This window comes from Sphingomonas sp. AP4-R1, from assembly GCF_013113735.1.
Classification (GTDB): Bacteria; Pseudomonadota; Alphaproteobacteria; order Sphingomonadales; family Sphingomonadaceae; genus Sphingomonas_I.
On sequence record NZ_CP053346.1, the window covers coordinates 2,858,357 to 2,879,358 of the forward strand.

The window sequence follows — 21,002 nt, forward strand, 5'->3', positions numbered from 1 at the left end:
GCCTGTTGGTCGGGCCAAAGCCGGAGGTCGTCAAGCCCGCTTGGGGCGGGACGGCGAGGGTAGGCGTAGGGAGCGATCGGCGTGGCGTTGTTCGGCAGGCGGGAGAAGGCTGTAGCGGGCATAAACCGCATCTTGATCGTCGAGGACGAGCCCCTCGTGGCATTCGACAATGAATATGTCTTGCGCGATGCGGGCTACCGGGTGGTGGCCTCGGTCGACACGGTCGATGCCGCGGTCGAGACCATCCACGCGGGCAGCCCCGATCTTGTCCTGGCCGATCTGCATTTGTCAGGCGGCGGCACGGGGGTCGACGTGGCGCAGGCGGCGCATGATGCTGGCGTGCCGGTGATCTTCGTGACCGGCGCCTGCCCAGAGGCGGCGCGGGCGCTGGCGATCGGCTGCCTCGCCAAGCCTTATTCGCAGCGCGACCTGCTGGCGGCGATCGATGCGGTCGATGCGAAGATTGCGGGGCGGGCACCCAAGCGGCTGCCGCGAGGCTTCACGCTTTTTTGAGCCGACCGTCGCCTCAGCGAAGGCTGGGATCTCGTGAGGGTGCCCAAAGCCGTTTGTGCTGAGCCTGTCGCAGCACCGCCCTTCCTTTGGCACGGCTGATAAGAAGAACGGCACCCTTCGACTGCCTGCGAAGGCAGGCGCTCAGGACAGGCTTCGACAGGCTCAGTGCAAACGGCGTTTTCTGACGATGATGGCCATCTCGACAAGGCCCCCGTTCCGGTTACACCTGCGACATGATCGCCGACACCGACGCCCACGCCCCGTCCTTCCTCTCCGGTATCCGCCCTTATTTCGAGAAGGCGCCGCTCGCCGCGCTGTTCCTCGGCATCTCGTCGGGCTTTCCCTATGCGATGATCGCGGCGACGCTGACGACGCGGCTGGCGCAATCGGGGATCGACAAGAAGTCGGTCACTTATTTTGCGCTCGCGATCCTGGTCTATAATTTCAAGCCGCTGTGGGCGTGGATCGTCGATGGCGTGCGGCTGCCGGTGATCGGCCGGCTGGGGCAGCGTGTGTCGTGGATGCTGTTCGTCGGGCTGCTGGTGATGGCGGCGGTGGTGAACCTGGCCGTCACCGATCCCGAGGCGAGCCTGATGCGGATGGCGATGGCCGCGATCCTCGTGGGTGGCGCGGGCGCCACCTTCGATATCGTGATCGACGCCTACCGTATCGAGCTGCTGGAGCCGCGCCAGCTGGGCGTCGGCTCGGGCATGTCGCAATATGGCTATCGTATCGGCAATGTCGCGGCGGGCGCGCTTGCGCTGGTGCTGTCGACGCGGCTGGGCTGGAGCGGGGCCTATGCGGCCTGCGCCTTGTTCGCGCTGCCCGCCATGCTGACCGCGATCGTGATGGGCGAGCCCGAGCGACGGCGCGCGGCGGTGGGGCGCAAGGGGCTCGGCTCGGTCGTCACCGCGATCGTCGGCCCGTTCGAGGAATTCTTCCGGCGGCAGGGCACGAAGGCCGCCTTGCTGATCCTGGGCTTCATCCTGTTCCACAAGATCGGCGACACGCTGAGCCAGCTGACGGTGCGGTTGCTCTATAACGATCTCGGTTATTCGACCGACCAGATCGCGCTCTACGATGTGGGCTTCGGTTTCTGGGCCTATCTGGCGGGCGTGTTCCTCGGCGGCGTGATCTACACCCGGCTCGGCCTCCGGCGATCGGTGATGCTCAGCCTGTGGCTGATGGCGCTGACCAATGTGGGCTTCGCGGCGCTGGCGGCGACGCATGCCCATTCCAACTGGGCGATGGCGTTGGTCCAGTGCCTCGAGAATGTGGCGAGCGGCATCGGCGGCGTGACGGTGGGCGCCTATTTTGCGGCCCTGTGCGACCTGCGCTTCACCGCCGCGCAATTCGCCTTGATCTCGTCGGCGGCCAGCATCGTCGGCCGGCTCTTCACCGGCACCAGCGCCGGCGCGCTGATCGAGGCGATCGGCTATGTCGAATTCTATCTGCTGACCACCGTGGTCGCGCTGCCGGGCATCTTCCTGTTTTGGCTGATGACCCGCGCCGGACTGGTCGAGCATTCGATCGGCAGCGCCGGCGTCGAGACGGGCGAAGAGAAAGGCCCGATTTCCGCGTGATTCCCGCGATGAGATGATTGTTGACAAAGGATTTGTGGCATTTTGACTGCAGCAGGATCAAAGGCTGCGTCAGTTGATCATGTGCTTAAGAGTAAAGTTGAAATGCCACCCGTCGATATTGACCGCTGCCTTCTTGCCTTGAGGGAGGCCGAATTGATTTTGATCGAACATGGCGAAAGCATCCTTGCGGCGCAGCTGTCGATCGTGACTGGGCGTCTTCTGCTCCGTTATCCGTCGGATCTCCAGACCGAGCATTGATGGACGTTCTCCCGCGTAAGCGGGGGCCCTGGGCCGATCGGCAGATGCCCCTGCCGTCGCCCTGGACTCCCGCTTTCGCGGGAGATTTCCCGTTCTCTCGCGACATGCGCGGAAGAGCGCACGTCGAGGCGGCACCGGCCCGCTCTCCACGCATGCCCCCGCAGGTCGGGTGGGGGCGCGGGCCGGTGCCGCAATGCGCCCGAGGGGCGCGGCCTCGAGCGAGCCCTCAGTTCCGGCCGAACACGCGCGCGAAGATCGTGTCGACGTGCTTGTAATGATAGCCGAGGTCGAATTCCGCTTCGAGCGCGGCGTCGGTCAGCGTGACCTCTGGATCGGCCTTGAGCAGTTCGAGCAGCGACAAAGTGCCGTCCGATTCCCATACCTTCATCGCGTTGCGCTGGACGAGCGCATAGGCCGCCTCGCGGCTGAAGCCGGCCTGCGTCAGCGCCAGCAGCACGCGCTGCGAATGGACGAGGCCGCCCATCCGATCGAGATTCTTCTGCATCCGCTCCGGATAGACGAGCAGCTTGTCGATGACGCCGGTCAGGCGGGCGAGCGCGAAATCCAGCGTGATCGTGGCATCCGGGCCGATGTAACGCTCGACCGACGAGTGACTGATATCGCGCTCATGCCACAGCGCGACATTTTCCAGCGCTGGGGTCACATAGCCGCGCACCATGCGGGCGAGGCCGGTGAGATTCTCGGTCAGCACCGGATTGCGCTTGTGCGGCATGGCCGACGAGCCCTTCTGGCCGGGCGAGAAATATTCCTCCGCCTCCAGCACTTCGGTGCGCTGCAGATGGCGCACCTCGACCGCGACGCGCTCGATCGACGAGGCAATCACGCCGAGCGTGGCGAAATACATCGCATGGCGATCGCGCGGAATGACCTGCGTCGAAACGGGCTCGACCGTAAGGCCCATCTTCGCGGCGACATGCTCTTCCACGCGCGGATCGATATTGGCGAAGGTGCCGACCGCGCCCGAGATGGCGCAGGTGGCGATGTCCGCACGCGCGGCGAGCAGGCGGATCTTGTTGCGCTGGAACTCGGCATGCGCCTCGGCCAGCTTGAGGCCGAACGTGACCGGCTCGGCATGGATGCCGTGGCTGCGGCCGATCGTCGGCGTCATCTTATGCTCGAACGCGCGGCGCTCGATCGCGCCGAGCAGCGCGTCCAGATCGGCCAGCAGCAGATCGGTCGCCTCTGCCAGCTGGACGGACAGGCAGGTGTCGAGCACGTCGGACGACGTCATGCCCTGGTGCATGAAGCGGGCCTGCTCGCCCACCTGTTCGGAGACCCAGGTGAGGAAGGCGATCACGTCATGCTTGGTGACGGCCTCGATCGCGTCGATCGCGGCGACGTCGATCACGGGCTTGGTCGCCCACCAGTCCCACAGCGCCTTGGCGGCGGAAGCGGGCACCACGCCCAGCTCGCCGAGCTTCTCGGTGGCGTGCGCCTCGATCTCGAACCAGATGCGGAACTTGTTCTCGGGCGTCCAGATGGCCGTCATCTGCGGGCGTGAATAGCGGGGGATCATGGATGGCTCGCTTGCGCTGGGGGGAATGTCGCGGGGGCGGGTAGCAGCGGGGGGGGCGGGGTTCAATCGGCGCGTCCCGATCGGGCGAAGGCGACCGGGGGACGATGCGGGGCGCAGGGGCTTCGGCGCGGACGTGTCCGGAGCGACACGATCAGGTGGGAATTGGGCCGAACCTTTGTTAGCAGGCCTCTCTTGGGGGAGCGCTTATGCATCGTGGTCAGTCTCGGCTTCGTTACCTGGACGGCCTCCGCGGGCTGGCCGCCCTGATGGTGGTGCTGTGGCACTATCTCGGGCCGACCTACACCGCCTATCTCCCCTACGGCGATCGGTATGCGGGCCTCCCTCTCGTCGGCGAGCTGTGGATGGGGGTGGAGATATTCTTTCTCATCTCCGGCTTCGTCATCTTCATGACGATCGAGCGGTGCTCCGGCTTCGTGGATTTCATGCTGAGGCGCTGGCTTCGCCTGTTTCCGACGATGCTGGTCGCCTCCTGCCTGTTGTTCCTGATCGATCGCTTGTTCCACTGGCCGGGGCCGGAAGCGGGGGCGCGGTGGATCGATCTCATCCCCGGCCTCACCTTCATTCCGCCCGCAATCTATCATGCGGTGCTGCACCGGCCGATCGATTCCATCGATGGCGTCTTCTGGACGCTCTACGTGGAGATGGCCTTCTATGTCGTGTTCGGGCTGCTCTATTTCCGGTTCGGCTGGAAGCGCGCGATCGCCGGGCTGGTCCTGCTCTTCGTCGCGGTCCGCCTGTGGCGCATCGGCCTGTCCTACGTGCACCTGCCGTTGATTCTGGCGCGGGCGGTCGAGCCGTTCGAATGGTGGGGGGTCGACAATTTCGGTTGGTTCGCGGCCGGCGCCCTGTTCTACAAGGCCCATCAGGCCGACGACAGGCGCCTGTTCGCGCTGGCGGTTTCCGTCAGCCTGCTTTCCGTGGCCTTGTTTAATCTCGCCGTGGGAATGAGCCTGCCGGTCTATGTCGGTCTGATCGTTGTCGCGTTGTTCTTCGCCGCCGTGCAACGCAGCCATGCGCTCCAGTCGCTGTTCGCGATCGGACCGATGATCTTTCTCGGCTTCGTCAGCTATCCGCTCTATCTTCTCCACAACAATCTGGGGATCGGGGCGCTCGCCATATTCGGTCCCGCTTTGTTTCCACACAGGCCGGACCTGGTGATCCCGCTCGTCATGGCGATGGCGATCCTGCTGGCCTGGGTGACGGCGCGTTTCGCGGAACCGTGGCTCACCGCCCGTTTGCGTCCTGTGACGGATGCCATCCGCGATCGATTGGGCGCGAAATCCTCCTGAACATCGCAGGCGGTTTCCCTTTTGGGGAGCGGCGTCCTAAATCGCCGGGGTGAGCGAGCGTCCCGACAGTCCTGATCGATTTTCCGAAGAGAAGCAGACCTATGCCGTGCGCGGCGAGGGGGCCGCGCCGGATATCGAGGCGGGCGTGGCCGCGATCCGCAACGTGCTGAAGACGCTGCCGCAGCGGCCGGGCGTCTATCGGATGACCGACGTGCGCGGCGACGTTCTCTATGTGGGCAAGGCGCGCTCGCTGAAGAATCGCGTGACCAACTATACGCAGGTGGCGCGCCTGCCGAAGCGCCTCTCGCGCATGGTGGCGCAGACGCGCGGGCTGACGGTGGTGACCACCAACACCGAGGCCGAGGCGCTGCTGCTGGAAGCGCAACTGATCAAGCGCTTCCGTCCGCCTTACAATGTGCTGCTGCGCGACGACAAAAGCTTCCCCTTCATCCTACTGCGCGAGGATCATGCCTTTCCGCGCGTGCAGCTCCATCGCGGCGCGCGGCGGGCGAAGGGGCAATATTTCGGGCCGTTCGCGGGGGCGGGGGCGGTGCGCCAGACGCTGACCGCGCTGCAGAAACTGTTCCTGCTGCGCTCCTGCACGGACAGTTTCTTTTCCAATCGTACGCGGCCGTGCCTGCTCCACCAGATCAAGCGCTGCTCGGCGCCGTGCGTCGATCGGATCAGTGCGGAGGATTATGCCGAGCTGGTGGCGGATGCGGCCGATTTCCTCGCGGGCAAGTCTACCAAGGTGCAGCAGAAGCTGGGCCAGCAGATGGCGGTGGCGGCCGAGGCGATGGATTATGAGCTGGCCGCCGTTTACCGCGACCGGCTCAAGTCGCTCACCTTCATCCAGGGTACGCAGGCGATCAACGCCGAGGGCGTCGAGGATGCGGACGTGTTCGCGCTGGCGGGCAAGCAGGGCCATATCGGCATCCAGGCCTTCTTCATCCGGGGTGGCCAGAATTGGGGGCATCGCGCCTTCTTCCCGACGCACACCGCCGACGTGCCGGAGGAGGAAGTGCTGACCGCCTTCATGATGCAATTCTATGAGGAGGTGCCGCCGCCGCGCCTCGTGCTGGTCGATCGCGCACTGGCCGAGGCGGAGCTGGTGACCGAGGCGCTGAGCGAGAAGGCCGGGCGCAAGGTGGTGGTGAAGACGCCGCAGCGGGGCGAGCAGAAGCGCCTGTTGGCGCAGGCGACGCGCAATGCGGAGGAGGCGCTCGATCGCCGGCTGGCCGAGGGCGCGACGCAGAACCGCCTGCTCAAGGAAGTGGGCGAGCTGTTCGAGCTGGACGGGCCGCCCAACCGGATCGAGATTTACGACAACAGCCATATCATGGGCACGAACATGGTGGGCGCGATGGTGGTGGCCGGGCCGGAAGGCTTCCGCAGCGGCCAGTATCGCAAGTTCAACATCAAGCGACCGGAGACGGCGCCGGGCGACGATTTCGCGATGATGCGCGAAGTGCTGGAGCGGCGTTTCTCGCGGCTGGAGAGCGAGGATCCCGATCGCACCTCGGGCGAATGGCCCGATCTGCTGCTGATCGACGGCGGCAAGGGGCAGGTGTCGGCCGTGTACAAGGTGATGGAGGAGATGGGCGTGCAGGACGTGCCGATCGTCGGTATCTCCAAGGGCCCCGATCGCAACGCCGGGCGCGAGCATTTCCATCTGCCCGACGGGCGCGAATCGATGCTGCCGCCGGGATCGCCGGTACTCTTCTATCTGCAGCGGCTGCGCGACGAGGCGCATCGCTTCGCGATCGGCGCGCATCGGGCGAAGCGATCCGCCTCGACCATCAAGAGCGCGCTGGACGACGTGCCCGGCATCGGCCCGGCGCGGAAGAAGGCGCTGCTCATGCATTTCGGCACCGCGAAGTCCGTGCGGGGCGCGGGGCTGGAGGATCTGCAGCGCGCGCCCGGAATATCGGAGGCGATGGCGCGGCACATATATGACCATTTTCACCCGAGCGGGTGAGGCGGCCCCGAAAAAATCATGGCTTTCGCTTTTTTAACCTTCGCTCTTTGCACGCTGGTCACCAGCGGTGCGCCAAACAGGACCTGCGATCTGAACGGTCGCGTGTACCAGTAGCGTGTAGCATGTGCTTCGAGGCGTCGTCCCGGGCCTGGCCCGCCTAGGATCGCCCCCGCTGATCAGCGGAGGGTCACCCGGGACGGCGTACTATTTTCTCCCTTGTTCGCCCTCCCCCGCCAGGGGGAGGTGTCAGGCTTCAGCCTGACGGAGGGGGAGGAAGCCGGCCGGTCGCTGGCCGCCCCCTCCGTCGCCTTCGGCGCCACAGTGTCGGGTCGCCCATGCCCCCGGCATGGGCTTGGATTGCCGGGGGCAATCCAAGCCGACACTCCCTGGCGGGAGAGGATGTAAGAGCCGCCGTTTCGGCTTTTCCGTTTCATCCGCTACATCGCCCGCATGCATATCGAGGCGGAGGCGATCGTCTGTGCGGTGCGGGCGCATGGCGAACATGGCGCGATCGTGCGCGCGCTGACGCCGGAGGACGGGCTGATCGCGGGCTATGTGCGCGGCGGCCGATCGCGGCGGCTGCGGCCGGTGCTGATCCCCGGCAATCGCATCCGGGGTGACTGGCGCGCGCGATCGGAGGATCAGCTGCCCGCATTGGTGGCGGAACTGGTCGAAAGCCGCGCGGGCCTGCTGGGCGAGCCGCTGGCGGCAATGGCGATCGACTGGGTGACGGCGCTGACCACCGCTACCCTGCCCGAAGGGCAACCTTATCCACGCCTGTACAGCGCACTGGAGGCGGTGCTGGCGGCCGTTGCCGCCGCTCCCTCCGCGCGGGGCTGGACGTCGGCGCTGGCGCGGTACGAACTGCTGCTGCTGGCCGAACTCGGCTTCGGGCTGGATCTCACCGAATGCGTGGCGACCGGCGCGCATGCCGATCTGGCCTATGTGAGCCCCAAGAGCGGCGGCGCCGTCTCACGCGCGGCGGGCGAGCCCTATCGCGAACGGCTGCTGCCCCTGCCGGAATTCCTGATCGCGGGCGGGGCGGGGGAGTGGCCGGATCTGATGGCGGGGCTGGCGCTGACGGGCCATTTCCTCGCGCGCGATCTGCTCCACGGCAAAGCGGCGGACACGCTCGCGGCGCGGGAGCGGCTGGTGACGAGCCTGCGCAGAATTTCCGGATAAGAGGCCGGTTCGGCCAAAAAAAATCGTTATCCCCGTCCGGTCACGGGGCCTGCGGAAACGGATTGTTTGCGATTGACCGTTACGGCTCCGGCCAACGATCCATACCCACACCCATGGAGGGTTTCTTATGTTGGCGCGCCGCGTACCCAGCTCCCCGAGCCCCGCGACCGCCGTGGTCTCGGAAGACGTCGGGCCCAATGTCCTCGCCTTCCTCTCCCGGCAGAATTTGCCCGCGACCCCGATCAATTATTCGTTCGGCTATCTGATCGTCACGAATGGCGACGGGCTGGCGGCGCGCGCGGCCGATGCCGTGCTGATGAACGGCGATCGACTGACGGACGACGATGTCGCCCGGATCCTCGCCGCGCACGGCCCCAAGCCGGAGGAGCCGCAGGGCGAGAGCGAGGATGCGGCCAAGGTGCGCCGCCATACGCTGCGCCTGGCCGAACTGACGCAGACCGCCGTGACCGAGACGGGCGATTTCGGCCGCGCGCTGGAAGCCGAGCAGACGTTGCTCGCGGGCACGGTGGCGATCGCGGAACTGGTCGCCACGATGATCGAGCGCTCCACCCGCACCGAGACGCAGCTGGCCAAGGCGGCCAAGCAGATCGAGGATCTCCGCCAGGAAGTGGAGACCGCCAAGGGCGACGCGCATCACGACTCGCTCACCGGCCTGCACAATCGCCGCGGCGTGCTGGCGCGGCTGCAGGGGCTCTCGCCCGCGCAGCGCCCGCTGCTGGCGATCTGCGATGTGGATCGCTTCAAGACGGTCAATGATCGCTACGGCCATGTCGTGGGCGATCGCGTGCTGAAGCTGGTCGCCAAATCGCTGGTGGAAAGCTGCGGCCAGAATTTCGTCGCGCGCTGGGGCGGCGAGGAATTCGTGGTGATCTTCAACGGCGCGACGACGCGCGACGAGGCCTTCACCATTCTGGATCGCGCGCGCGAGGACCTGGCCAATCGCAAGGTGAAGCTGCGCGCGACGGACCAGCCGCTCGGCCTGCTCAGCTTCTCGGCCGGTATCGCCACGTTCGGCGATTGCACGCTGGACCAGGCGATCGCCGCGGCTGACGTGGCGATGTACAAGGCCAAGGAAAATGGCCGCAATCAGGTGGTTCTGGCGGACTGACCGGGCCGTTCGGGACTGGCCCGAAAGTCACAGTCCCGCTTTATATTCCTTGCGGTACAAAAACCGTTTGACCCTGCGAGGCGGCCGGCATACCGAGCGGCCTCGCAGGGCGAACGTCGGGCGACGCCGCCTTTCGTCTCCAGAAGTGCGCGGCGCGCCGACGATCGCCAGATGACACCGAGCGTGACATCTTACGTTCACCCGCAGCGCGCGAGATGGGGGCGAACGGCAATCGCACGGCGTGAAGGAGGCGAGGCATGGGATATCTCGATCTGAACGCGGCTTACGCGCAGACGCCGCCGCTGGACGCCTTCACCGGCCATGCCGCGGCGCGCGGCGAGGTGGCCGAATTTTCCCCGCTGGAATGGACCACCATCCTGATGTCGCGGCGCGATGGCCTGTCGAGCCTCGGCACGCCCGGCCGCTTCGCGCGCTTCCTGGGGCGCCTGTTCGGGATCGATCACAAGCCCCGCCTGGCAGATGCCCGGCTGGAGGCGCTGCGGCGCTTCGCGGTGCTCTCCTGGGTGCATGGCTATAATGTGCCCAAGTCCGAATTCGGCGTGTTTAAGGCGGCGGGCTATTCGATGTCGCAGGCCGAGACCTTGCTGGCCAGCGTCGCGATCACGCGGGCTGATCGCGGCCGATAAGCCGATAATCGGCCGAGGCCCTCTGGCCGAAGGCATGATCGCGCTTCCGGACTCTTTCTTCTATGGCGGGCGGCGATAGGGCCGGGAACCGGCAAGAAAGATAAGAGGGGCGAGCTTGAAGACGATCATGTGGATGGGCGCGATCGCGTCGGGCCTGGGCGGTTCGGCGGCGATGGCGGAGGCTGCGGACGCTCCGGCGGATATCATCGTCCTGGGATCGGGGCTCGCGCGGCCGCAATCCGACGCGGCCTATGACAATGTCGTCATCGATCGCGCGCGCCTGACCGGCGATGCGTCGGGCAAGGTGGAGAATGTGCTGGCCGATGTGGCGGGGCTCCAGCAGTTCCGCCGGTCGGACAGTCGATCGGCCAACCCCTCCGCACAGGGCCTCACGCTGCGCGCGCTGGGCGGCAACGCCTCAAGCCGGACATTGGTGCTGCTGGACGGCGTGCCGATCGTGGATCCCTTCTTCGGCTATGTCCCGTTCAACGCGCTCTCGGCCGACCGGCTTTCGGAGGTGCGCGTCACGCGCGGCGGCGGGACGGGCGCGTTCGGCGTCGGCGCGCTCTCGGGCACGATCGAACTGGTGAGCGCGGGGCGGAGCGAATTGCCGCCCGTCTCCGCCTCGGCTTTCTACGGCAGCTTCGATTCCGTGCAGCTGGCCGCGACGGCCGCGCCCGACGTGGGCAAGGGCTATGTGGCGGTGTCGGGGCGCTATGATCGCAGCGACGGCTTCTACACCACGCCGGACTCTCAGCGCGTGTCCGCTACGGCGCGGGCGCGCTATCGCGACTGGTCGACCGCGATCCGCGCGGTGGCGCCGATCGACGAACTGACCGAATTGCAGACGAGCGTCTCCGTGCTGCGCGACAATCGCACTTTGCGCTTCCAGGGCGCGGACAGCAGCACGAGCGGCGAGGATGCGAGCGTCCGCCTGATCCATCGCGGTGACTGGGCGGTGGATGCGGTCGGCTATGTGCAGGTCCGCAACTTCACCAACAAGGTGATCAGCGCCACCAGCTTCCGCCTGTCGTTGGACCAGCGCGATACGCCCGCTCTGGGCGTGGGTGGCAAGATCGAGCTGCGCCCGCCGGTGGGCGACCGCCACATGCTGCGCGTGGGCGCGGACTTCCGCCGCTCCTCGGGCGAATTGTTCGAGGACAGCTACAATGCGACGACCGGCGCGCTGACGCTCCGCCGCAATGCGGGCGGCAACCAGACGACGGCCGGCCTGTTCGCCGAGGATGAGTGGACGCTGGGCGACCTGATCCTGACGGGCGGCGGGCGCGTCGATCGCTGGAGCATCGACGACGGCTTCCTGCGAGAGCGGACGGCGGCGGGCGTGCTGAGCACGAACAACAGCTATGCCAACCATGACGGCACGCGCGCCACGGGCCGCGTCGGCGCGCACTGGCAGATCGCGCCGATCGTGGCGGTGCGCGCGGCGGCCTATACCGGCTTCCGCCTGCCGACGCTGAACGAATTGTATCGCCCGTTCGTGGTGTTCCCGATCACGACGCAGGCCAATGCCGACCTGAAGATGGAGCGGCTGCGCGGCGCCGAGGCCGGGATCGACCTCACGCCGCTTCCGGGCGTGGCGCTGAACGTGACGGCGTTCACCAACCGGCTGGAGGATGCGATCGCCAACGTGACGGTGGCGACCAATACGCGCCGGCGCATGAATGTGGATGCGATCGTCGCCAAGGGGATCGAGGCGTCGGCCTCGGTGAAGCAGGGGCCTTTCTCGCTGGTGGCGAGCTACGCATTCAACGCCTCGCGCGTCCATGCCTCGGGCGTGGCGGCGGGGCTCGACGGCTTCATCCCCGCGCAGAGCCCGCGCCAGAACGTCGCGGCGACGGTGGCGTGGGCGCCGACCGGCGGGCCGTCGCTCTCGGCCACGGTCCGCCATATCGGCAAGCAATATGAGGATGATCTGCAGACCGACGTGCTGCGCGCGGTGACCACGGTGGATGGGGTGGCGACGCTGCCGCTGGGGCACAAGCTCACGCTCGTCGGGCGGGTGGAGAATATGGCCAACGTGCATGTGGTGACCCGCAATGCGGGCGGATCGATGGATTATGGGACGCCACGGACGTTCTGGATCGGCGTGAAATACGGGGGGTGATCCTCACCCGGCATCCCTCCAAGCGCCCGTCATTGCGAGCGCAGCGAAGCAATCCAGTCCCGCACCGTCGGGACTGGATTGCCGCGGGGCTATGCCCCTCGCAATGACGAGAGGGAAGGGGCCTTCCACCCGTTCGCCCTGAGCGCAGTCGAAGGGCGTGCTGCCAGCGGAGCGCGTGCGGACCGTGCTTCGACTTCGCTCAGCACGAACGGAGGGGAGGGGTGAAGGCGGTCAGGGTCTCGCCGGAATCTCCAGCCCGCGCTGCACCGCCGGCCTCGCGAGGCAGCGCTGATACCAGGCGTCCACCGCGCCGAACTGCTCGTAGCCCACCAGCTCGCTCGCTTTGTAGAAGCCGGTCAGCGTGCGGATCCAGCCGACGATCGCCATGTCCGCGATCGTATAGTCGTCGCCCATGATCCAGGTGCGATCCTTCAGGCGCGTGTCCAGTACGCCCAGCAGGCGCTTGGTTTCATTGAGATACCGATCGCGCGGACGCTTGTCCTCAAACTCGCGGCCGGCGAATTTATGGAAGAAGCCGAGCTGGCCGAACATCGGGCCGATGCCGCCCATCTGCAGCATCAGCCAGGCGATCGTCTCGTAGCGGCGCGCGGGATCGGCGGGGAGGAACTGGCCGCTTTTCTCGGCCAGATAGATCAGGATCGCGCCGCTTTCGAACAGGGCCAGCGGTTTTCCGTCGGGACCGTTGGGATCCAGGATGGCGGGAATCTTGCCGTTCGGATTCAGCGAGAGATATTCGGGCGTCCACGTTTCGTTCGCGCCGATATTGATCGCGTGCGGCTCATAAGCGAGGCCGGTCTCTTCCAGCATGATCGAGACCTTCACGCCGTTGGGCGTAGGCAGAGAGTAGAGCTGGATGCGATCGGGGTGCTGCGCGGGCCAGCGGGTGGTGATCGGGAAAGAAGAAAGATCGGCCATGGTTGCTCCTGTGGACGAAGCCGCCATCTAGGTATCGGCCCCACGCGGCGCCAGACGGCAGGAGATTTCGCACGCCATGACCGACACCCGCATCGAAACCGACAGCTTCGGCCCCATCGACGTTCCGGCCGACGCCTATTGGGGCGCGCAGACCCAGCGATCGATCGCGAACTTCCCGTTCGGCGAGCGCGAGCGGATGCCGATCGGTATCGTGCACGCGCTGGCGGTGGTGAAGCAGGCGGCGGCGCGGGTGAACCGCGCGCATGGTCTGGCGGCGGACAAGGCCGATGCGATCGAGGCGGCGGCGGCCGAGGTGATCGCGGGCCAGCATGACGATCAGTTCCCGCTCGTCATCTGGCAGACGGGCTCGGGCACGCAGAGCAACATGAACGTCAACGAAGTGATCGCCGGGCGCGCGAACGAGATGCTGACCGGCACACGCGGCGGAAAGTCACCCGTCCACCCCAATGACGACGTCAATCGCGGCCAGTCCTCGAACGACAGTTTCCCCACCGCGATGCACATCGCGGCGGCGCTGGCGGCGCGTGATAAACTGATCCCGGCGATGGAGCGGCTGGAAGGCACGCTGCTGGAGAAGGCCAGGGCGTGGGACGATATCGTCAAGATCGGCCGCACCCATTTGCAGGACGCGACGCCGCTGACGCTGGGTGACGAATTCTCCGGCTATTATGCGCAGATCCGCCTCGCCCGCACGCGCACTGAGCCGCTGGTGGAGCATGGCCTTTCCAAACTGGCGCAGGGCGGCACGGCGGTGGGGACGGGGCTGAACGCGCCCAAGGGCTTCGCCGAGGATATTGCGCGCGAGATCAGCGCGATCACCGGCTTCGCGTTCGAGACCGCGCCCAACAAGTTCGAGGCGCTGGCGACGCATGACACGCTCGTGGATTTCTCCGGGCGGCTGAACAGCCTCGCCGTGTCGCTTACGAAGATCGCGAACGACATCCGCTTGCTGGGATCGGGGCCGCGTTGCGGGCTGGGCGAGCTTTCGTTGCCGGAGAATGAGCCGGGCAGCTCGATCATGCCGGGCAAGGTGAACCCCACCCAGTGCGAGATGCTGACGATGGTGGCGGCGCAGGTGATGGGCAATCATGTCGCCGTCACGGTCGGCGGCATGCAGGGGCATATGGAGCTGAACGTGTTCAAGCCCCTGATCGGCGCGACCGTGTTGCGCTCGATCGATCTGCTGAGCGTGGGCATGGACAGCTTCCGCGCGCGCGCATTGGAGGGGCTGGAGCCCAATCGCGCGCGCATCTCCGAACTGCTCGATCGCTCGCTGATGCTGGTGACGGCGCTGGCGCCCGAGATCGGCTACGACAATGCCGCCAGGATCGCCAAGCACGCGCACCACGAGGGGCTGACGCTGCGCGAGGCGGGCAAGGCGCTGGGGCTGGTGGACGACGTGACGTTCGACCGGCTGGTGGTGCCGGAGACGATGCTGGGGCGGTGAGCGGTTCCCCTTCCCGAAAAGAATTCACCTTCGTTTGCACTGAGCTTGTCGAAGTGCCGTTCTTTCTTCGTGTTCGAGAGAAGAAGGACGGTGCTTCGACAGGCTCAGCACGAACGGAATAGTGTTGGACCGACTTCCCAACTCTCTTCCCGGGAGGCGAGGATTCGCTAAAAACTCGTCACGGGGGCGGAACCGATGGCCGGTTCACGCGCTCCTTTGCCGAGACATATCGGAGGTTTTTCGACGTGAGTGCGACGACGATTGGAGCCCTTGTCGGCGGTGCGATCGACGGGATGAGTGGCGATGACAGCGCGGCCGATGGCGCGCTGGTCGGCGCGATCACCGCCAACGTGCTGAAGGTCGCGATCCCGGTGGTGATCACCTATGCGATCGGCTGGGCGGTGCTGCGCGGGCTCGGCGCGGCCAAGGATGCGGTATTCGGTGAACAGAAGGACGTGAACGCATGATCGGCAAGCTCCTCGGCGCCCTCGTGGGCCGCGAAATCGATCGCCGCGACGGCGACAGCGGCGTGAAGGGCGCGGTGATCGGCGCGGTGGCGCCCAGCGTGATCAAGCGGCTGGGCTCGTTCGGCCTGCTGCTCGGCGGCGCGTATGTCGCGAAGAAGGCCTATGATCGCCGCAAGGCGAAGAAGGCCGGCCCGGCAGCTTGAAGATGCGCCTGATCGGCGCATCTCGCATCCAGACTTTCAGGCCGCCTTCACGACGGCCTTGACGATCGCGACCAGCCGGTCGCGTTCCCACAATTCGACATCGCCGCCGCGTACATGATCGGCCAGCATCATGAGCGCGGCGCGATCGTCCGTGCATTCCCCCAGCACTTCGCTGGCGGTGAAGCGTTCGCCCTCCGCGCTGCGATAGAATAATCGATAGCAAGGCATGGCGCCGGTCCCTCCGCGTGCCCTGTCCGTATCCCGTTCGCGGATCGCGCGCCGATTGCAGGTCTGTTTCGGCGGGGAAACATGACGCGCCCGGTTATCAGAGCCCGGCCTGCCATGTCCGGATGGCCTCGATCGGCCAGACCAGCATCAGCACGTTCAGCGTCAGATTGTCGCGGATCACCGCGAGAGTGAGCAACTCGAACCCGATCGCGAGTATGATCGAGGCCGGCACGGGCAGGCGGCGCGCCAGCCAGAAGCCGAGCGACATGAAGCCGATGTCGCAGAGCGAATTGAGGACGCTGTCGCCCTCATAACCCAGCGCCATCGTGGCGGTACGATAGCGATCGATGATGACGGGACTGTTCTCGACGATCTCCCACATCGCCTCGATCAGCAGCGCCGGCAGATAGCGCGCAGGCATCGGCCAGCGGGGGAGCAGCGCCCAGGCGGCCGCATAGAAGAGCAGGCCGTGGATCAGGTGACTGGGCGAATACCAGTCGGCGATGTGCTGGCTGTTCCCGGCATCGATCGCGCCATGCCACAGCGCGACACGGCCGCAGGTGCAGATGGGCGGCCGCCCCATGGCGAGCAGGATGGCCGCCGTCGCGATCAGGATCAGGCACGCGACGATCGCGGCACGTCGTCCCGTCATGCGGTGCGATCCTCGGTGACATTTTCGGGGCCGTCCGCAGCATCTCTCATCGATGCGATGTTGACGAAGGCGCTGTGGGACGACAAGAGCCCCCATGCCCCGTCACGGCCTCGATCATCGCGGCGTTCTCTTCGTTCTGTCCTCGCCCTCGGGCGCCGGCAAATCGACGATTGCGCGTATGCTGCTCGCCAGCGATCCCGAAATCTCCATGTCCGTCTCGGTCACGACCCGGCCTCCGCGTCCGGGCGAGGTCGACGGCAAGGATTATCACTTCACCGACGTGCCCCGCTTCAAGGAGATGGTGGCCGAGGGCGAACTGATCGAATGGGCGCACGTTTTCGACAATCGCTACGGCACGCCCGAAAAGCCGGTGCTGGAGGCGCTGGCCGCCGGGCAGGACGTGCTGTTCGATATCGACTGGCAGGGCGCGCAGCAGCTGTTCCAGAAGGCCGGCGGCGATGTCGTGCGCGTCTTCATCCTGCCGCCCTCGGTGGAGGAACTGGGCCGTCGCCTCGCCTCGCGCGGCACGGACAATGACGAGGTGATCGCCGCCCGCATGCAGCGCGCCGCCGCCGAGATCAGCCACTGGGACGGCTATGATTATGTGCTGATCAACGACGATGTCGATCAGTGCTTCGCCGAAGTGAGAACGATCCTGCAGGCCGAGCGTTTGCGTCGTTCGCGCCAGACCGGATTGATCGGTTTCGCGCGGAAATTGATGAGCGCGGCTGGCTGACATAGTCTTCGCCTCGAACGTTGGGAGGCGAATACATGATCCGGGTTCTGCTGGGCAGCATCGCAGGCGGCATCGCGATGTTCATCGTGGGGTTTCTTTTCTGGGCGACCCCGCTCAACCGCATCGGCATATCGAGCGCGACCGAGGCGCAGGGCGCGACCGTGCAACTGGCGCTCGCGCAGAATCTGCCGGCGAGCGGCTATTATCTGATCCCCAATCCCGAAACGCCGAACGGATCGGTGCTGTACGGCAAGGGGCCGACCGCGCTCGTGAATTTCAACACCGCCGGTTTCTCGACCGCCGATCCCTCCGCGATGATCGGCGGCTTCATCCAGGAAGTGATCGTGTCGCTGCTGATCGGGCTCAGCCTGTATGCGGTGGCGGGGCGCGTGACCGACTTCGCCTCGCGCGCGCGGCTGGTGGTGGGTTTCTCGGCGGCGACGGTGGTGATGATCACGACCAGCGATCCGATCTGGATGCACGGTTCCTGGCGCTATGCGATTTACGGCCTCTTCGCCGACCTGGCGATGATGTGCGCCGCCGGGCTCGTCATCGCGCGCTGGTTCATCCCCGCTCGCACCGCCTGAACAAAAAAAGGCCCCGGATCGCGGTGCGATCCGGGGCCACCTCCCTTACGAGGGAGACGTCATGCGGGGGTGGCGACCGCCGTCCGCTTGTGGCGGCGGAGCATGGCGCCGATCATCCCGAAGCCCAGGATCATCATCGCCCAGGTCGCCGGTTCCGGCACCGGCTGCGTGGCGATGACCTGGCTCTGGCCGACGATCACGTCGCCGTTCAGGAGGCCGCCGCCGAACGCGAAATCGTTATAGGAGACGTGGAGCGCGTTGGTCGTCAGCGAACGGGTGTTGATGCCGTTGCTGGTCGTGTCCGAGGCGATCTGTTCGTTGAGCGTGATCTTCAGGCCGAGAATATCGACCAGCGTCCGATTGGCCGCCGTCGAGACCAGCGCGCTGGCGTTGAGCGGCAGCGTCAGCACCGCGCTGTTCACGGCGAGATTGGCGATGCTGCTGACGCCGAGGAAGCTGGAGCCGTCGAACGTCGTCGTCGACGAGATGACGCCCGAGCTGACCGAGAGGAAGCTGGTGAACAGGGCGTTGAGGCCCAGCGTCAGCCCGTTGACCGTGGCATTGGCCTGCCCGGTCGTGCCGTCGGACGAGGCGGACGCGCTCAGCAGGCCCGTGGAGACGCTCTGGCCAAGCAGCGTGCCCAGGCCCAGCGTCGTATTGACCGTCGTGGGGCTGTTGCTGTTGCTATACGCGCCCGGACCGCTGCCGCTGGCCGTGCCAACCGTCAGCGACGGCGTGATCCCCAGCAGGGACAGCGAGACCTGCAGGTCCGTCGCATTGCTGGAAATCGTGGAGGCCGCCCAGGCGGAGCCGCTGGTCGCCAGCGCGAACGCGGCCGTGACGGCGACGCGAGCGCCCTTCTTCGTGATCGAACCAAAAACGTTACGCATACATACACCCCTGTCTACGCGAATAGGTTACTGAAGAAGTTTTACTTTGATCTTAAAACGGTTTTCCTTAGAAAACTGCGAAATATCGTCAGATCGATTGCTCGATGAGCAATAATTATCCTGTTAACAGATAATTACAAAGAAGATTGATGGTTAACAGTTCGAATTTATACTGTTAACTTTATATCGTGGCTGTTTTCTGCTGACGTTTCATTTGCGGAATAATGCAGTTCAAATAACTGAGAGTCTGGATTAGTTCATCTTTGCTGCAATGCGGCAAATGACGGGCGCATGCGATCAAGCAAAGCGCATCGCGGAAAAAACGCCATATTCCGCCAGAAATGAGGAAACCTGCGAGCGAGAATCGGCCGGGACCGCCGAGTCTCGGCGACGCGCGCTCCGATGACGTCGAATCCGCCCCTCAGGGTGCGATCGTCTTTGACGGGCCTGTCTTCGCGAGGGCGCGCGACCTCGCGGTCATGCGGCTTTTACAGTGCAGGACTGGATGGCTCTGCTGGGTTCGGAACCATCGCCGTTTCTTTTCACACGCGATCGGAGTCCCGCGGGGCGTTGGGCCGCGATGTCCGGGGGCAGCAGGCGAGTGTGCCCGCTGCCGAAACGCCTAACGGGCGAGCAGGATGAAGCGCGCGGCGTTCAGGAAATCCTGGCGGCGGCGGTCGCGCGTTTCGGTCGCCAGCGCATCCTCACCCCACTGGCGCGCCTGCCACAGCTCGTCGAGATGCGCGGCGTCGAACGCATCGCCCGCGTCGATCCCGCCTTCGGCCACGGCCAGCGCCACGACCAGGGATCCGCCGATCGTGACGAGCGGGGACATGGCCGCCAGCGCGAACGCATCGCGCGCGGCGAGCGCCTCGCCCAGCCGCGCGATCGTCGCGGGCGGCTGGGCGGTGTGGACGATGCCGGACGTGGTGACGAAGTGGATGTCGTATCGCTCGCGCGCCCAGTCGAGCAGCGGATCCCACGCCACCGCTTCCTCCGCGATCAGCTCGGGCGGGCTGTCGGCGCGGTAGCAGAGAAGGTCGGTCGCGGCATAAGCCGCCAGCGGGCGTGCGAAGGCGACCGGATCGGGCGCGACGCGGTCGATCGCGGCATTGGCGAGGCCGGTCATCGGCATGGCGCGCGGATCGATCTCCTCGCCCTGCGCGCGCCACTCATCCGCAATCGCCTCGGCCAACGCGGGGAAGGGCACTGCGAGCGCGGCCCGCGCGGGGGTCTTCACGCCGCGCCCGTCGAGCAGGATCGTGCCCTCCGCGACCGAAACCTCCTTGTAGAAGCGCTTCACGGCATCGCCTCGATCAGCGCGATCAGTTCGGACGCGTGGGTGGCGACGGCATCGGCGCCGGCCTCACGCAGCATGTCGGCCGAGTGGTAGCCCCACGCCACGCCGATCGCGCGGCAGCCGGCGGCCTTGGCCATCTCCATATCGTAGCTGGTGTCGCCGATCATCGCGGTGGTGCCGGGGCCCGAGCCCGCATCGGCCATCGCCTGCCACAGCATCGAGGGGTGCGGCTTGGAGGGGTGGCGGTCGGCGGTCTGCAGCGTCACGAAGCGGCGATGCAGGCCATGCTTCTCCAGCACGTGGCCGAGCCCGCGATCGGACTTGCCGGTGGCGACGCCGAGCAGCCAGCCGCGCGCGTCCAGTCCTTCGATCGCCTCGACGATGCCGTCATAAAGCGGCTCGTCGGCGAGGCCCTGCTGGCGCAGGCCGGCGAAGCTGGTCTTATAGGTGGTGCCGAGCGCCTCATGCTCCTCGGGCGAACCCTCCGGATGCAGCACCGCCATCGCCTGCACCACGGACAGGCCGATGATCGACCGCGAGGCGGCGCGCGTCGGCGCCACCAGACCGTGGCCGGTGAAGGCCAGCTCGATCGACTGGCAGATCACGCCCTGCGAATCCACGAGCGTCCCGTCACAATCGAAGACGGCGAGGCGGTTCATCGGGCATTCTCCATGGATGACGCGAGATCGTCGCGGCCGATCGCGCGCAGGGCGGCGATGGCGCCGGCCGCTTCGGCCTCGCTCTTGTTCTGGCCGAACTTGGCCGTGCCGCGGATCGCGGCGTCGGTGATGGCGAAGCCCGTGATCGCCTTGGTCATGGCGGCGAAGCGGGTGGGGTTCATCTTGTCGCGCGTCCACGGCGCCTTGGGGGCGAGCAGGGCTTCCTGCGCGGCGCTCAGGCGATCGAGCTGATCGACGAGGGCGGCGTCATCCAGCCTGCGGGCCATGCCCTCGATCTCGGCGAGGCGGTAATTCCAGGTGGGGACCTGATCGTCCGTCCCATACCAGTCCGGGCTGATATAGCCCTGCTCGCCCAGCACGGTGGCGATGACGGGGCGGCCGTCGAGATGCGGGACGATCGCATTGTTGCGGGCGAGGTGAAAGGCGAGGGCGCCCGTCGCATCGAAGGCGAGCGGCGCCTGCGCGGTCATCACCCTGCCCTCGACCGCCACCGCGATCAGCGCGAACGAAGCGTGCGCGATGAAGTCGCGCAGCGCGGGCTCGTCGGTCCAGCGGAAGGCGGGGTGAGGGATCATGGGACTTCTATACGGCGA

The 21,002-nt window shown here is 66.3% G+C and carries 22 protein-coding genes; 13 read left to right on the forward strand and 9 right to left on the reverse strand.

The window, feature by feature from the left end; all coding sequences use genetic code 11:
- Nucleotides 1-156 precede the first annotated feature (156 nt).
- Nucleotides 157-513, forward strand: coding sequence for a response regulator (locus tag HL653_RS13280; protein ID WP_367613560.1), 357 nt, complete (start codon nucleotides 157-159; stop codon nucleotides 511-513).
- 233 nt (nucleotides 514-746) lie between these two features.
- Nucleotides 747-2,096: an MFS transporter gene (locus HL653_RS13285; RefSeq protein ID WP_171744933.1), complete on the forward strand. Its 1,350-nt coding sequence runs from the start codon at nucleotides 747-749 to the stop codon at nucleotides 2,094-2,096.
- A 69-nt stretch (nucleotides 2,097-2,165) separates the two neighbouring features.
- Here the strand turns inward: HL653_RS13285 and HL653_RS13290 are convergent, their stop codons facing one another.
- Both HL653_RS13290 and purB read right to left on the reverse strand, forming a co-directional pair.
- Nucleotides 2,166-2,351 (reverse strand): hypothetical protein, encoded by a 186-nt coding sequence (locus HL653_RS13290; protein ID WP_171744934.1) that lies wholly within the window; start codon nucleotides 2,349-2,351, stop codon nucleotides 2,166-2,168.
- A 229-nt stretch (nucleotides 2,352-2,580) separates the two neighbouring features.
- Complete coding sequence (gene purB / locus HL653_RS13295) at nucleotides 2,581-3,891, reverse strand: adenylosuccinate lyase (RefSeq protein ID WP_171744935.1); 1,311 nt, start codon at nucleotides 3,889-3,891, stop codon at nucleotides 2,581-2,583.
- Nucleotides 3,892-4,097: 206 nt separating this feature from the next.
- On the opposite strand from purB, the gene HL653_RS13300 reads away from it, so the two are divergent.
- The 6 genes from HL653_RS13300 to HL653_RS13325 all read left to right on the forward strand — a co-directional run bounded on the left by HL653_RS13300 (nucleotide 4,098) and on the right by HL653_RS13325 (nucleotide 12,262).
- Nucleotides 4,098-5,201, forward strand: coding sequence for an acyltransferase (locus tag HL653_RS13300; RefSeq protein ID WP_171744936.1), 1,104 nt, complete (start codon nucleotides 4,098-4,100; stop codon nucleotides 5,199-5,201).
- A gap of 49 nt (nucleotides 5,202-5,250) precedes the next feature.
- On the forward strand, nucleotides 5,251-7,179 hold the full coding sequence (gene uvrC / locus HL653_RS13305; protein WP_171744937.1) for an excinuclease ABC subunit UvrC: 1,929 nt from the start codon (nucleotides 5,251-5,253) through the stop codon (nucleotides 7,177-7,179).
- A 450-nt stretch (nucleotides 7,180-7,629) separates the two neighbouring features.
- A complete protein-coding gene (gene recO / locus HL653_RS13310; RefSeq protein WP_171744938.1) occupies nucleotides 7,630-8,361 on the forward strand; it encodes a DNA repair protein RecO in 732 nt (243 codons plus the stop codon).
- A gap of 127 nt (nucleotides 8,362-8,488) precedes the next feature.
- A complete protein-coding gene (locus HL653_RS13315) occupies nucleotides 8,489-9,490 on the forward strand; it encodes a GGDEF domain-containing protein (RefSeq protein WP_171744939.1) in 1,002 nt (333 codons plus the stop codon).
- A 257-nt stretch (nucleotides 9,491-9,747) separates the two neighbouring features.
- The gene (locus HL653_RS13320) at nucleotides 9,748-10,137 is read left to right on the forward strand and encodes a hypothetical protein (protein ID WP_171744940.1); all 390 of its coding nucleotides are present in this window, start codon (nucleotides 9,748-9,750) and stop codon (nucleotides 10,135-10,137) included.
- A 172-nt stretch (nucleotides 10,138-10,309) separates the two neighbouring features.
- Nucleotides 10,310-12,262, forward strand: coding sequence for a TonB-dependent siderophore receptor (locus HL653_RS13325; RefSeq protein ID WP_253718088.1), 1,953 nt, complete (start codon nucleotides 10,310-10,312; stop codon nucleotides 12,260-12,262).
- Between the two features lie 231 nt (nucleotides 12,263-12,493).
- Here the strand turns inward: HL653_RS13325 and HL653_RS13330 are convergent, their stop codons facing one another.
- Nucleotides 12,494-13,198 (reverse strand): glutathione binding-like protein, encoded by a 705-nt coding sequence (locus HL653_RS13330; RefSeq protein WP_171744941.1) that lies wholly within the window; start codon nucleotides 13,196-13,198, stop codon nucleotides 12,494-12,496.
- A 76-nt stretch (nucleotides 13,199-13,274) separates the two neighbouring features.
- On the opposite strand from HL653_RS13330, the gene fumC reads away from it, so the two are divergent.
- The 3 genes from fumC (at nucleotide 13,275) to HL653_RS13345 (ending at nucleotide 15,336) form a co-directional block, all read left to right on the forward strand.
- The gene (gene fumC, locus HL653_RS13335; RefSeq protein ID WP_171744942.1) at nucleotides 13,275-14,666 is read left to right on the forward strand and encodes a class II fumarate hydratase; all 1,392 of its coding nucleotides are present in this window, start codon (nucleotides 13,275-13,277) and stop codon (nucleotides 14,664-14,666) included.
- Between the two features lie 245 nt (nucleotides 14,667-14,911).
- On the forward strand, nucleotides 14,912-15,133 hold the full coding sequence (locus HL653_RS13340; protein WP_171744943.1) for a hypothetical protein: 222 nt from the start codon (nucleotides 14,912-14,914) through the stop codon (nucleotides 15,131-15,133).
- On the forward strand, nucleotides 15,130-15,336 hold the full coding sequence (locus tag HL653_RS13345; protein ID WP_171744944.1) for a hypothetical protein: 207 nt from the start codon (nucleotides 15,130-15,132) through the stop codon (nucleotides 15,334-15,336). Before HL653_RS13340 ends, HL653_RS13345 begins: the two co-directional genes overlap by 4 nt.
- A gap of 36 nt (nucleotides 15,337-15,372) precedes the next feature.
- On the opposite strand, the gene HL653_RS13350 is transcribed toward HL653_RS13345, so the two are convergent.
- The gene (locus HL653_RS13350) at nucleotides 15,373-15,564 is read right to left on the reverse strand and encodes a hypothetical protein (protein WP_171744945.1); all 192 of its coding nucleotides are present in this window, start codon (nucleotides 15,562-15,564) and stop codon (nucleotides 15,373-15,375) included.
- Nucleotides 15,565-15,661: 97 nt separating this feature from the next.
- Nucleotides 15,662-16,216 (reverse strand): DUF2585 domain-containing protein, encoded by a 555-nt coding sequence (locus HL653_RS13355; protein ID WP_171744946.1) that lies wholly within the window; start codon nucleotides 16,214-16,216, stop codon nucleotides 15,662-15,664.
- 94 nt (nucleotides 16,217-16,310) lie between these two features.
- Here HL653_RS13355 and gmk point away from each other — a divergent pair, with 94 nt between their 5' ends.
- Both gmk and HL653_RS13365 read left to right on the forward strand, forming a co-directional pair.
- Nucleotides 16,311-16,952 (forward strand): guanylate kinase, encoded by a 642-nt coding sequence (gene gmk, locus HL653_RS13360; RefSeq protein ID WP_171744947.1) that lies wholly within the window; start codon nucleotides 16,311-16,313, stop codon nucleotides 16,950-16,952.
- Between the two features lie 35 nt (nucleotides 16,953-16,987).
- Entirely contained in the window at nucleotides 16,988-17,539 is a 552-nt protein-coding gene (locus HL653_RS13365; protein WP_171744948.1) for a hypothetical protein, read from the forward strand.
- A 59-nt stretch (nucleotides 17,540-17,598) separates the two neighbouring features.
- Here the strand turns inward: HL653_RS13365 and HL653_RS13370 are convergent, their stop codons facing one another.
- The 4 genes from HL653_RS13370 to HL653_RS13385 all read right to left on the reverse strand — a co-directional run bounded on the left by HL653_RS13370 (nucleotide 17,599) and on the right by HL653_RS13385 (nucleotide 20,984).
- Nucleotides 17,599-18,429 carry a PEPxxWA-CTERM sorting domain-containing protein gene (locus HL653_RS13370; RefSeq protein WP_171744949.1) on the reverse strand — a complete coding sequence of 277 codons (831 nt, stop codon included), beginning with the start codon at nucleotides 18,427-18,429 and terminating at the stop codon, nucleotides 17,599-17,601.
- 622 nt (nucleotides 18,430-19,051) lie between these two features.
- The gene (locus HL653_RS13375; RefSeq protein WP_171744950.1) at nucleotides 19,052-19,732 is read right to left on the reverse strand and encodes an ATP12 family chaperone protein; all 681 of its coding nucleotides are present in this window, start codon (nucleotides 19,730-19,732) and stop codon (nucleotides 19,052-19,054) included.
- The gene (locus HL653_RS13380; protein ID WP_171744951.1) at nucleotides 19,729-20,388 is read right to left on the reverse strand and encodes an HAD-IA family hydrolase; all 660 of its coding nucleotides are present in this window, start codon (nucleotides 20,386-20,388) and stop codon (nucleotides 19,729-19,731) included. The genes HL653_RS13375 and HL653_RS13380 overlap by 4 nt, the downstream gene beginning before the upstream one ends.
- On the reverse strand, nucleotides 20,385-20,984 hold the full coding sequence (locus tag HL653_RS13385) for an FMN-binding negative transcriptional regulator (RefSeq protein WP_171744952.1): 600 nt from the start codon (nucleotides 20,982-20,984) through the stop codon (nucleotides 20,385-20,387). Before HL653_RS13385 ends, HL653_RS13380 begins: the two co-directional genes overlap by 4 nt.
- Between the last annotated feature and the right edge of the window lie 18 nt (nucleotides 20,985-21,002).